This is a genomic window from Streptomyces lonarensis, from assembly GCF_012033735.1.
GTDB lineage: Bacteria > Actinomycetota > Actinomycetes > Streptomycetales > Streptomycetaceae > Streptomyces > Streptomyces lonarensis.
The window spans coordinates 1-11,499 of record NZ_JAAVJD010000166.1 but is presented as its reverse complement, the minus strand read 5'-3'; the positions used below and the strand labels follow the sequence as shown (position 1 = coordinate 11,499).

The following is an 11,499-nucleotide window of genomic DNA, read 5'->3' as shown; positions in this document are numbered from 1 at the left end:
GACCGGGGGTACTCCGGTCGCCGCGCCGCGCCGCGGTGCGTCTTACGCCGGGGTGCGGCCCCGGCGCTGAGGTGTGCCGGCTGTCAGCCCTGCTTCTCGCGCTTGAGCACGCCCTGGGCGACGATGACGGCTCCCAGCGGGGCGAAGGCCATGAAGACCCAGTCCATGGGCTCGGCGCCCTCGTTCCACAGCTCGATCAGTTCGCCCATGTCGCCGAAGAAGAGGCTCATCGCGCCGTCACCGGAGCCGAGCATCAGCGTCTGGAGCTCGTTGGCGACCATGGCGAGGCCGAAGATGGTGCCGAGGTAGATCGCCACCCCGGCCAGCAGCACACCCGCGCCGTAGGCGACCCAGTTGCGCTTGGCGAGGAAGGCGGGGCCCGCGCCGACGATGACGCCCACCAGCAGCGAGACGTAGCCGATCTGGCGGGTCTCCCCCGCCTCCAGGTCGGTCATGGCGTTGAAGAGGGCACCGTAGGCGAAGATGCAGATCACGGTGGCGACCAGCGCGGCGCCCAGCGCGAACCAGAGGTTCTGCGGCGGGCCGGAGGACTTCTCCTCCTCGCCGCCGGGGGCCTGCCCGGGGGCGCCTCCCGGCGCAGGGTAGCCGTAGCCGCCCTGCTGCCCGCCCACGGCGCCGGGCTGGGCGCCGGGCTGTCCTCCGTAGCCCGCGGGCGCCGGCTGGCCGTAACCGCCCGGTGCCTGCTGCGGGGGCGCCCCCGCGGGGGCGCCGTACGCCGGCTGCTGGGGTACGGGCGGCGCGGCGAAGCCGGGGGGCGGGGTGTGCGGCGCGCCGAAGCCCTGCGGCTGCGCAGGTGCGGGCTGTCCCTGCTGCGGGCCGGGCCCGCCGTCGCCGGTCGGCTGCTGCTGCCAGGGCTGGCTCATCGTGGTCTCCCCCTGCGTGCGGTACCCGCGCGCTGTGATGCGGTGAAAGCGCAGATGGTCCCGCTGCGCAAGGGAAGCTAACCGCGTGGCGGACCGGCACGACAAGCTGTTTGTCGGCACTGTGACACGACGGCGACATCCGTCACGGCGTCAGGTCACGGACATCGCCGCAGGTCGCGGCAGGGGCGGCCGGGAACCGACCGTCCACGCCCGACGCCGCACACCCGCCGCCCGACCGCGAAGCGCTGACCGCCAACCGCCAACCGCCAACCGCCAACCGCCAACCGTCAGAGCTTCTCGACCGGCGCGTACCGCAGCAGCAGCCGCTTGGGGCTCTCGCCGCCGAAGTCGACGGTGGCCTGCGCCCGGTCGCCGCTGCCCTCGACCGCGACGACGGTGCCCAGTCCGAAGGTGTCGTGCGTGACGCGGTCGCCCGGCGCCAGGGCGACGACCTCGCGGTCCTTGACCCGGCCGGTCGCGAACCCGGAGGCGCCGCGGGTCAGCCGGTTCCGCGAGGCGCCGCCCGCCGCCGTCCCGCCGCGCCCGGGGGCCGGTGCGCTCGCGGTGCCGCCGGTGCGGCGCCAGTCGAGGTGGACGCCGGGGATCTCCTCCAGGAACCGGGACGGCGGGTTGTACTGCGGCTGACCCCAGGCGCTGCGGACCGTGGCGCGGGTGACGTACAGCCGCTCCCGGGCCCGCGTGATGCCGACGTAGGCGAGGCGCCGCTCCTCCTCCAGCTCCTTCGTCTTCCCCAGCGACCGCATGTGCGGGAAGACGCCGTCCTCCATGCCGGTGAGGAAGACCGTGGGGAACTCCAGGCCCTTGGCGGTGTGCAGCGTCATCAGCGTGATGACGCCGTCGGTCCCCTCCTCGTCGTCGGGGATCTGGTCGGAGTCGGCGACCAGCGAGACCCGTTCCAGGAAGTCCGCGAGGGTGCCCGGCTCGTCCTCCGGCTGGGCCTCCTCGAACTCCAGCGCCACGGCGGCGAGCTCCTGGAGGTTCTCCACCCGGGTCTCGTCCTGCGGGTCGGTCGAGGCCTGGAGCTCGGCCAGGTAGCCGGTGCGTTCCAGGACGGCCTCCAGCACGGTGGCGGGGCCGGCGCCGGACTCGGCGATCGTGGCCAGCTCCTCCAGCAGCGCGTTGAACCGTTTCACGGCGTTGGCGGACCGTGCGGCCATGCCGTACGCCTCGTCCACGCGGCGCAGCGCCTGGGCGAACGACACCTTCTCCCGCAGCGCCAGCGCCTCGATCATCGCCTCGGCCCGGTCGCCGATGCCGCGCTTCGGCACGTTGAGCACGCGCCGCAGCGAGACGGTGTCCTCGCGGTTGGCGAGCACCCGCAGGTAGGCCAGGACGTCGCGGACCTCGCGGCGCTCGTAGAAGCGCACGCCGCCGACGACCTTGTAGGGCAGCCCGACCCGGATGAAGATCTCCTCGAAGACCCGGGACTGGGCGTTGGTGCGGTAGAAGACCGCGACGTCACCGGGGCGGCTGGTGCCGGCGTCGGTGAGCCGGTCGATCTCCTCGGCGACGAACTGCGCCTCGTCGTGCTCGGTGTCGGCCACGTAGCCGACGATCTTGGCGCCCTCGCCGGACTCGGTCCACAGGTTCTTGGCGCGCCGGTTCTCGTTGCGCTCGATGACCGCGTTGGCGGCGGTGAGGATGGTCTGGGTGGAGCGGTAGTTCTGCTCCAGCAGCAGCGTCGTCGCCTGCGGGTAGTCCTCCTCGAACTGGAGGATGTTGCGGATGGTGGCGCCGCGGAAGGCGTAGATCGACTGGTCGGCGTCGCCGACGACGCACAGCTCGGCGGGCTGGACCGCGCCCGGCTCCTCGCTCGCGGTGCCGACAAGCTCACGGACGAGCGTGTACTGGGCGTGGTTGGTGTCCTGGTACTCGTCCACCATCACGTGGCGGAACCGGCGCCGGTAGTGCTCGGCGACGTCGGGGAACGCCTGGAGCAGGTTGACGGTGGTCATGATGATGTCGTCGAAGTCCAGGGCGTTGGCCTGCTGGAGCCGGGACTGGTAGAGCGCGTACGCCTCGGCGAGCGTCTTCTCGAACCCGTCCTGGGCGCCGGCGGCGAAGTCCTCGGGGTCGATCAGCTCGTTCTTGAGGTTGGAGACCTTGGCGCTGAACGACTTCGGGGGGAACTTCTTGGGGTCGAGGTCCAGGTCGCGGCAGACCAGCGCCATCAGCCGCTTGGAGTCGGCGGCGTCGTAGATGGAGAAGCTCGACGTCATGCCGAGCTTCTTCGACTCACGGCGCAGGATGCGGACGCAGGCGCTGTGGAAGGTCATCACCCACATCGCGTTGGCGCGCGGGCCGACCAGCTCGGCGACGCGCTCCTTCATCTCGCCGGCGGCCTTGTTGGTGAAGGTGATCGCGAGGATCTGCCCGGGGTGGACGCCGCGGGCGGCGAGGAGGTGGCCGATACGGTGGGTGAGGACGCGGGTCTTCCCCGAGCCGGCCCCGGCGACGATCAGCAGCGGGGCGCCGCTGTGGGTGACGGCCGCTCGCTGCTGCTCGTTGAGCCCGGTGAGCAGCTGCTCGGGGTCGATCGCGGGCCGGGCGGCGCCGTCACGGTAGTACCCGGGCGCTTCGGGTTCCGCGGTGAAGGCGCCGGCGAAGAGGTCGTGGGGGACGTCCTCGTGCGGCGGGTACGCCCCCTCCTCCGGCGGCGGGGGCGGCTCCTCGTCGTGGCGGGGCGCGTCCCAGGCGGACCGCCCGCCGGAAGCGTCGTCGACGACCTCGGCGAAGGTCCCCTGGTGTGCGGTGCCGCCGGGGCGGCCGGCCGCGCCGGCGGCCGCCGCGAGGAAGTCGGCGCTGTCGTCGAAAAGGCTGCTGCTCATCGCTCCCGAGTCTAAGGTGACGGCCGACGGTGCCCCGCGGCTCCTAGAATCCCGGTATGACTAACCTGCCGCAGCCCCCCGACCACGATCCGCGCGCTGCCCTGAGGGCCTCGGACTCGGACCGGGAGGCCGTCGCGGAGCAGCTGCGGGAGGCGGCCGGCGACGGGCGGCTGGACCTGGAGGAGCTGCAGGAGCGGCTGGACCGGACGTTCGCCGCGAAGACCTACGGCGAGTTGGCGCCCATCACGGCGGACCTGCCGAGCGGCCGGACGCACGCGGCACCGCAGCGGCAGGCGGAGCCGGCGCCGCCCCTGGTGTTGAAGGGCGGCGCCGCGGGCGACTCCCGCAAGGGGCACTGGGTGGTACCGCAGCGCATTCATCTCTACGGCGGCATGGGCGGGGTCAAGGTCGACTTCACTCAGGCGGAACTGACGCAGCCGCTGGTGGAGTTGGACGCTCACGGCGACATCGGCGGGGTCACGGTGGTCGTGCCGGTCACCTGGCGGGTGGAGCTGCTGCACACCGAGTCCGGGCTGGGCGGTGTCTCCAACAAGACCAGCAAGCTGCCGCCGCCGGAGGGGCCGGCACCGGTGCTGCGGGCCAGCTGCTCGGGTGGGATCGGCGGGGTCACCATCCGCCACCCCAACCGCTGGGAGCTGCGGAAACTCCGAAAGTAGGCGCACGCGGGAGCGCGTGCGCCGCGGCGTGCCCGCCGGTGCCTGGCTGCGATCGGTCAGGCCCGGCCCTCGCGCCCTCGCGAGAGGCCGGCGGCCGTGTCGCAGCGCGGCGGGACGCCTCTCCGGCCGGCGCGGTCGGGACCGTGAACGTGCTGAAGGTCACGACTCGGTTTCGAGGATCGGTCCATCCGCTCTTCCCAACCCGCCGTGCCACTGGCTAGCGTGCGGGCACAGGGTGACCCGCACGACGGCTGCCGAACCCGGCGGCACGGGTCTCCCCCGCCGAGTCCGGAGTCCTTCGCCGGAGCCGGGGAACCACTTGGGAGCGCGCCCACCGCGCTCCCCGGGCCGAGTCGGGGCCGCGCTCCCTGGGGCGCATCCCGTAGGGCAGCCTTCCGTGGCCCGAGGCCGTCAGCTCACCTGGTAGGCGGTTGCCGGAAGGAAGGACACCGCTGTGGGTTCCCGTCGAAAGCCGCGTACCGGACTGTTCGCCTCCCCCGCCGCACGCCGCGGCGCCGTCGGCCTCGGGGCCGTCGCACTCTCCGCCACTCTCCTCTCCCAGCAGGCCCTGGCCGACGAGGAGTCCCTCTCCGAGGCGCGGGAACGCGCCGAGACCAGCTCCGGGCGGGTCGCCGAGGTCCGCGAGCAGGTGGACACGCTGTACCAGGAGGCGGGCGCCGCGACGCAGCGCTTCAACGCCGCCGAGGAGGCGACCGACGAGCAGCAGAAGGCCGTGGACGTCCTGCTCGACGAGGCCGCCGCGGCGGCCGGCGAGGTCAACGAGGCGCGGCGCACCGTCGGGCAGTTCGCGACCGCCCGCTACCGGCACGGCAACGCCTCCGACACCGCGACCCTGCTGCTGGTGAACAACCCGCAGCGGTATTTCGACACGCGCTACGCCCTCGGCCGGCTCACCGGCCAGCAGCAGCACGCCCTCGACAACTTCGCGGCCCGCCAGGGGGCGGCCGACGAGAAGCGCGGCGAGGCCGAGGAGGCCCTGGCCGAGCTGGAGGAGCGGCAGACCGAGCTGGACACCGAGAAGAAGGACGTCCAGGAGAAGCTGCGCGCCGCGAGGGAGCTGCTGGACTCGCTCTCCGAGGAGGAGGCGGAGCAGCTCGCCGAGCTGGAGCGGCTGGAGCAGGAGGAGGCCGAGCGCAAGGCGCGGGAGCTGCGCGAACGCCGCGAACGTGAGGCGCGCGAGGCGGCCGAGCGGGAGGCGGCCGAGGCCCCGGCCGCACCGGGGTCCGACGGCGGGGCGGGCGGTGGCTCGGACAGCGGGTCCGGCTCAGGCTCCGGCGGCTCGGGCTCCGGGGGCTCGGGCTCCGGGGGCGGCAGCGGCTCGGGAAGCGGCGGAGGCGGCTCGACGCCGAGCCCGCCTGCCGCGACACCGCCGTCGCCGGGCTCCGACTACAGCACCAAGGCGGCGAAGGCGCTGGCCTTCGCCGAGGCCGAGCTGGGCAAGCCCTATGTCTGGGGCGCCACCGGCCCCTCCGGCTGGGACTGCTCGGGGCTGACGCAGGCCGCGTGGCGGGCCGCCGGGGTGGAGCTGCCGCGCGTCACCTACGACCAGGTGAACTTCGGCAAGCGGGTGTCGCAGAGCGAGCTGCTGCCCGGGGACCTGATCTTCTTCTACCCCGGCGTCACCCACGTGGGGATCTACGTCGGCGACGGCCAGATGATCCACGCCCCGCGACCGGGCGACGTGGTGAAGGTCGAGGCGGTTCGCGTCATGCCGTTCCACAGCGCGGTGCGCCCCGCCTGAGGTTGAAGCTGAGCGGCACGCCGTCCCGCGGTGGCACCTGCCGCCGCCACCGCGGGGCCGGCGGCCGGCTCACCAGAGGGTGGCGATGAAGATGTTGACGGTGGTCAGCAGGCCGATGGTGCCGAAGATCGGGGTGGCGACCTTCTCCTCGTCCCGGTTGAGGTAGGCGAGGGCGGTCACCACCACGAGCAGGACGAGTTTGATCCCGACCTTGATGTGGTTGACGTCGGCGCCGTCCGCCTCGTTGAGGCCCACCAGCGCGATGCCGGTGACCAGCATGGTCAGGGCACCGTGCAGCATGCCGGGCGTGACGCGCGCGTCGCCGGACTTCAGCAGCTTCGTCTGGGCGAGGAAGCCGCCGAGCAGTGCGGCGATGCCGATGATGTGGAGCGCGAGGAACAGATTCGTCAGGAACTGCATGGTGGGGAGCGTACTGGCCGCCGTTCGGGTGGTTGACGCCCGTATGCTGATACGGACCCCTGGCCGGTGGCCGGGGTGCCCCGCCCCCGCCACCCGCTGTCCGGCGCCCGCGTCGGCCGGCTGCCTGGAGCCCGGATGTTCAGCCGCAAGAAGCAGTCCGCCGTCGTCATGGTCGTGGTCGCGTTGGTGGTCGGCGCGATGGTCCTGACCGGGCTGACTTCGATCGGCGGTTCCGGCGGCGCCGCCGACCAGAGCGGTGACCCGGAGGCGCTGGCCGCGATCCCGGCCGACGACCCGGTCCGGCAGCTGGAGCGCCGCGAGGCGGGCGACCCGATGGCGCTGGGCGACGAGGACGCGCCGGTGGTCATGGTCGAGTACTCCGACTTCCAGTGCGCCTTCTGCGGCGGCTACGTCCGCGGCACCTACCCGGAGCTGGTCGAGGAGTACGTCGACGCGGGGGTGCTGCGGATCGAGTTCCGCAACTTCCCGATCTTCGGCCCGGAGTCGGACACGGCGGCGCGCGCGGCGTGGGCGGCCGGGCAGCAGGGGCGGTTCTGGGAGTTCTACGAGGCCGCGTTCGCCGAGGACGCGCACCGCGACACGGGCAAGTACTCGGAGGACGGCGTGCGGGAGCTGGCCGAGCAGGCCGGTGTGGCCGACCTCGACCGGTTCACGGCGGACCTGGACTCCGAGGAGGCCGGCGCGTCGGTGGAGCGGGACGCGACCGAGGGGTTCGACCTCGGGGTGGAGACCACACCGGCGTTCCTGCTGAACGGCCACCCCGTGGTGGGTGGGCAACGACCCGACGTCTTCCGCGACATCATTGATCAGCTTCAGGCGCACGACGGCCAGAACTGACGCATTGCCGTCAGTCCCGGTCGGTCCGCCGGCCCGGGGGCGCTCCGGGGTTAGCGTCCGGAGCCATGGCTCACCCTGAGAGAACCGGCCGTCGACGGCCCGCGCACCGGAAGCCGAGGGCTCGTTCCCTCGTCGTCTCCCCGGCGCGTACCGCCGCCGGCCTCACCCTCGTCGGCGCCGCGACCGTGGGCGTGCTCCACGCCCCGGCCGCAGCGGACCCGCAGCCCAGTGCCGCCGAGGTCCGCGCGCGCGTCGCCGAGCTCCACCACGAGGCCGAGCAGGCCACCGAGCGGTACAACGGAGCGACGGAGGCCGCCGAGGAGGCCGAGAAGCGCCTGGAACGCCTCACCGATGACGCCGCCCGCCGGACCGCCGGACTGAACGAGGCGCGGGGCGCCCTCGGCGCCGACGCCGCCGCCCGCTACCGCTCCGGCGGGCTGCCGCCCACCGTGCAGCTGGCCCTCGCCGCCGACCCCGACTCGTACCTGAGCCGGGCCGCCGCGCTGGAACGCTCGCAGCACCGGCAGAGCGGCGCCCTGAACCGCCTGGAAGCCCAGCTGGACCGCATCGAGCAGGTCCGCGCGGAGGCCGAGCAGGAGCACGAGACGCTCCGCGAGGCACGCACCACCGCGAAGAAGGAACGCGCCGCGGTGCTGAAGCGCACCGCCGAGGCCGAGGAACTCCTCGCCACCCTCACCGCCGCCGAGCGGGCGGCCGCCCTCGCCGCGGAGGGCCACGGCGAGGAACCGGCCGCGGGCGGCTCCCCGGAGGCGCCCGACCGACGCTCCGACGGCCGCTCCGACGGCGGCGAGCGGGCCGCGCGCACCGAGGAGCGGCCGCCCGCTCCCCCGCCCGCACCCGCCGGCTCCCGCGCGGCGCAGGCGGTCGCCTTCGCCCAGGGCCAGCTCGGCAAGCCGTACGGCTGGGGCGCCACCGGCCCCTCGGCCTTCGACTGCTCCGGGCTGACGCAGGCCGCCTGGCAGGCGGCGGGGGTGTCCCTGCCGCGCACCAGCCACAGTCAGATCGGCGCCGGAGCGCGTGTCTCCCGCGACCAGCTGTCCCCCGGCGACCTGGTCTTCTACTACCCGGGCCTCACCCACGTCGGCATGTACGTCGGCAACGGCCAGATCATCCACGCCTCCCGCCCCGGCACCCCGGTCCGCTACGCGCCGGTCGACTCGATGCCGTTCGCCGGCGCCGCCCGACCGGGCTGACCCGACCGCACCGCGCCTCTGCCGCGCCGCCCCGCCCGGCAGCGCGCGGCCGGGCGGCAGCCCACCGGCGGAGAGCACCGCGTCGGACCGGACCGCACGCACCGCGGCCCCCGCCGCCCGCACGTCGACGCGCCCCCCTGCCCCGCTCCGCCTGCGATCCCGCGGCGCCCACCGCGGGAAGAAGCCGGGAGCCGGCGTCGGGCACGGACCGCGGCAGCGCGGCCCGGAAGCGGTCTCGCCCACAGTGGCCGACACGGATCTACGCGCGTAGGCGAAAAGCGGTTAGGCTCCCTCCCGTGAACGCTTCAGAGAATGTGGAGAGGGCCGAGGCGGCTGCCGCACGCCTGCGCGAGCTGACCGGTGCGGACAGTCACGACGTGGCTCTGGTGATGGGTTCGGGCTGGGTCCCGGCCGCGGATGCGCTGGGGGAACCGGAGGCCGAGTTCCCCGTCACGGAGCTGCCGGGCTTCCCGCCGCCCGCCGTCCTCGGCCACTCCGGCACGATCCGCTCCTACCGCACCGCGGGCGGCAAGCGCGCCCTGGTCTTCCTCGGCCGCACCCACTACTACGAGGGCCACGGGGTCGCCGCCGTCGCCCACGGGGTGCGCACCGCGGTCGCCGCGGGCTGCAAGGTCGTCGTGCTGACCAACGGCTGCGGCGGGCTCCGCCCCGGCATGCGCCCCGGTCAGCCGGTGCTGATCAGCGACCACATCAACCTCACCGCCGCCTCCCCCATCGAGGGCGCGAACTTCGTGGACCTCACCGACCTCTACTCGCCGCGGCTGCGCGCGCTGTGCAAGGAGGTCGAGCCCAGCCTGGAGGAGGGCGTCTACGTCCAGTTCCCCGGGCCGCACTACGAGACCCCGGCCGAGATCACCATGGTCCGCGCCATCGGCGGCGACCTCGTCGGCATGTCGACCGTCCTGGAGGCCATCGCCGCCCGCGAGGCGGGCGCGGAGGTGCTGGGCGTCTCGCTGGTGACCAACCTCGCCGCCGGCATCACCGGCGAGCCGCTGGACCACGCCGAGGTACTCCAGGCGGGCCGCGACTCCGCCGTCCGCATGGGGGCGCTGCTCTCGCAGGTCCTGGAGCGCATCTGATGACGGCCGGCGACCACCGCGCCGCGGCCGACGAGCAGCTCCGGGCACGCGCGGCCGCCTGGCTGGCGGAGGACCCCGACGCGGAGACCCGCGAGGAACTGGCGGCGCTGCTCGCCGCCGAGGGGCCGGCCGCGCACGAGGAACTCGCCGCACGGTTCGCCGGGGATCTGGAGTTCGGCACCGCCGGACTCCGCGCCGAGCTCGGCGCGGGGCCGATGCGGATGAACCGCTCCGTGGTGATCCGCACCGCCGCCGGCATCGCCGCCGAGCTGCGGGACCGGCATCCGGAGCTGGACCGCCCGCTGGTGGTCGTCGGCTACGACGCCCGGCACCGCAGCGCCGACTTCGCGCGCGACACCGCCGCCGTCATGACCGGCGCGGGGCTCCGGGCGGCCGTGCTGCCCCGCCCGCTGCCGACGCCCGTCCTGGCGTTCGCCATCCGCCACCTCGGCGCGGTGGCGGGGATCGCCGTCACCGCCAGCCACAACCCGCCGCGGGACAACGGCTACAAGGTGTACCTCGGCGACGGCAGCCAGATCGTGCCGCCCGCGGACACCTCCATCGCGGCCCGCATCGCGGCCGTCGGCCCGCTCGCCGGGGTGGCCCGGCCGCAGTCGGGGTGGGAGACGCTGGGCGAGGAGATCGTCGACGCGTACCTCGACCGCGCGCCGGCCGTCCTCACCGAGGGCTCGCCGCGGACCGCGTCGCTGGTGTACACCCCGCTCCACGGCGTCGGGCAGCAGGTGCTGGAGGCCGCCTTCGCCCGCGCCGGGTTCCCCGCGCCGCTGCCCGTCGCGGAGCAGGCGGTGCCCGACCCGGACTTCCCGACGGTCGCCTTCCCCAACCCGGAGGAGCCCGGCGCCATGGACCTGGCGTTCGCGGCCGCCCGTGCCGCGGCCGTCCCGCCGGACCTCGTCGTCGCCAACGACCCGGACGCCGACCGCTGCGCGGTGGCGGTGCCGGACGAGGGCGCGCCGGACGGCTGGCGGATGCTCCACGGTGACGAGGTCGGGGCGCTGCTCGCGGCCCACCTGATCCGGCGCGGCGCCGAAGGCACCTTCGCCGCGACCATCGTCTCGTCCTCGCTCGTGGGGCGGATGGCGACGGCTGCCGGGCTGCCCTACGAGGAGACCCTCACCGGCTTCAAGTGGCTGGGGCGGGTCCCCGGACTGCGGTTCGCCTACGAGGAGGCGCTGGGCTACTGCGTCGACCCCGACGCCGTCCGCGACAAGGACGGCATCACCGCCGCGCTGCTGGTGGCGGAGGTCGCGAGCGGGTTGAAGGCGGAGGGCCGCACCGTCACGGAGCTGCTGGACGAGCTGGCCGTCGCCCACGGCCTGCACCTGACCGACCAGCTCTCGTTCCGCGTCGCGGAGCTGTCGCTGATCACCGACGCCATGGCGCGGCTGCGGGCCGCGCCGCCGAGCGAACTGGCGGGGCTGCCGGTCCTGCGGGTGGACGACCTCGCCGCGGGCGGCCCGGCGCTGCCGCCCACCGACGGTCTGCGCTACACACTGCGCGGCGCCCGGGTCGTGGTGCGGCCCAGCGGGACCGAGCCCAAGCTGAAGTGCTACCTGGAGGCCGTGGTGGACGTCCCCGGCGCCGGCGCCGTTCCGGCGGCACGCGCCGAGGCGGCCGCGACGCTCGCCGCGCTCAAGCGCGACCTCACCGCGGCGCTCGGTATCTGACCCCACCGGCGGGCCGGGGCGGCGGTACGGCCGTCCCGGCCCGGTGG

General features: G+C 74.5%; 9 protein-coding genes and 1 riboswitch. Of the genes, 6 read left to right on the top strand and 3 right to left on the bottom strand.

Translation table 11 applies throughout. The annotated features are described in order from the left end of the window. Positions 1-83: 83 nt before the first annotated feature. Together HCN56_RS18450 and pcrA are read right to left on the bottom strand one after the other, a co-directional pair. A complete protein-coding gene (locus HCN56_RS18450; RefSeq protein ID WP_167972568.1) occupies positions 84-884 on the bottom strand; it encodes a hypothetical protein in 801 nt (266 codons plus the stop codon). A gap of 287 nt (positions 885-1,171) precedes the next feature. Next, positions 1,172-3,733: a DNA helicase PcrA gene (gene pcrA, locus HCN56_RS18445; RefSeq protein ID WP_167972566.1), complete on the bottom strand. Its 2,562-nt coding sequence runs from the start codon at positions 3,731-3,733 to the stop codon at positions 1,172-1,174. 56 nt (positions 3,734-3,789) lie between these two features. Between pcrA and HCN56_RS18440 the strand changes: the two genes are divergently transcribed. Beyond that, positions 3,790-4,410, top strand: a complete 621-nt coding sequence (locus HCN56_RS18440; protein ID WP_167972564.1) for a DUF1707 SHOCT-like domain-containing protein — start codon at positions 3,790-3,792, stop codon at positions 4,408-4,410. 270 nt (positions 4,411-4,680) lie between these two features. Then, positions 4,681-4,856: riboswitch (cyclic di-AMP (ydaO/yuaA leader) on the top strand. 8 nt (positions 4,857-4,864) lie between these two features. After that, positions 4,865-6,172 (top strand): C40 family peptidase, encoded by a 1,308-nt coding sequence (locus HCN56_RS18435; protein ID WP_167972562.1) that lies wholly within the window; start codon positions 4,865-4,867, stop codon positions 6,170-6,172. A 69-nt stretch (positions 6,173-6,241) separates the two neighbouring features. Here HCN56_RS18435 and HCN56_RS18430 read toward each other — a convergent pair whose 3' ends face one another. Further along, positions 6,242-6,592, bottom strand: coding sequence for a hypothetical protein (locus HCN56_RS18430; RefSeq protein WP_167972560.1), 351 nt, complete (start codon positions 6,590-6,592; stop codon positions 6,242-6,244). Positions 6,593-6,727: 135 nt separating this feature from the next. On the opposite strand from HCN56_RS18430, the gene HCN56_RS18425 reads away from it, so the two are divergent. From HCN56_RS18425 to HCN56_RS18410, 4 genes are all read left to right on the top strand, one after another. Next, on the top strand, positions 6,728-7,450 hold the full coding sequence (locus tag HCN56_RS18425; protein WP_209312897.1) for a DsbA family protein: 723 nt from the start codon (positions 6,728-6,730) through the stop codon (positions 7,448-7,450). A 65-nt stretch (positions 7,451-7,515) separates the two neighbouring features. Beyond that, a complete protein-coding gene (locus HCN56_RS18420) occupies positions 7,516-8,664 on the top strand; it encodes a C40 family peptidase (protein WP_167972558.1) in 1,149 nt (382 codons plus the stop codon). 296 nt (positions 8,665-8,960) lie between these two features. Further along, positions 8,961-9,764, top strand: a complete 804-nt coding sequence (locus HCN56_RS18415; protein WP_167972556.1) for a purine-nucleoside phosphorylase — start codon at positions 8,961-8,963, stop codon at positions 9,762-9,764. Further along, positions 9,764-11,452, top strand: coding sequence for a phospho-sugar mutase (locus HCN56_RS18410; RefSeq protein ID WP_167972554.1), 1,689 nt, complete (start codon positions 9,764-9,766; stop codon positions 11,450-11,452). The genes HCN56_RS18415 and HCN56_RS18410 overlap by 1 nt, the downstream gene beginning before the upstream one ends. Positions 11,453-11,499: the final 47 nt, after the last annotated feature.

Excerpts from the sequence above, each read along its gene's own strand:
- HCN56_RS18450 (WP_167972568.1), bottom strand. The coding sequence starts at position 884 with ATGAGCCAGCCCTGGCAGCAGCAGCCGACCGGCGACGGCGGGCCCGGC.
- pcrA (WP_167972566.1), bottom strand. The coding sequence starts at position 3,733 with ATGAGCAGCAGCCTTTTCGACGACAGCGCCGACTTCCTCGCGGCGGCC.
- HCN56_RS18440 (WP_167972564.1), top strand. The coding sequence starts at position 3,790 with ATGACTAACCTGCCGCAGCCCCCCGACCACGATCCGCGCGCTGCCCTG.
- HCN56_RS18430 (WP_167972560.1), bottom strand. The coding sequence starts at position 6,592 with ATGCAGTTCCTGACGAATCTGTTCCTCGCGCTCCACATCATCGGCATC.
- HCN56_RS18425 (WP_209312897.1), top strand. The coding sequence starts at position 6,728 with ATGTTCAGCCGCAAGAAGCAGTCCGCCGTCGTCATGGTCGTGGTCGCG.
- HCN56_RS18420 (WP_167972558.1), top strand. The coding sequence starts at position 7,516 with ATGGCTCACCCTGAGAGAACCGGCCGTCGACGGCCCGCGCACCGGAAG.
- HCN56_RS18410 (WP_167972554.1), top strand. The coding sequence starts at position 9,764 with ATGACGGCCGGCGACCACCGCGCCGCGGCCGACGAGCAGCTCCGGGCA.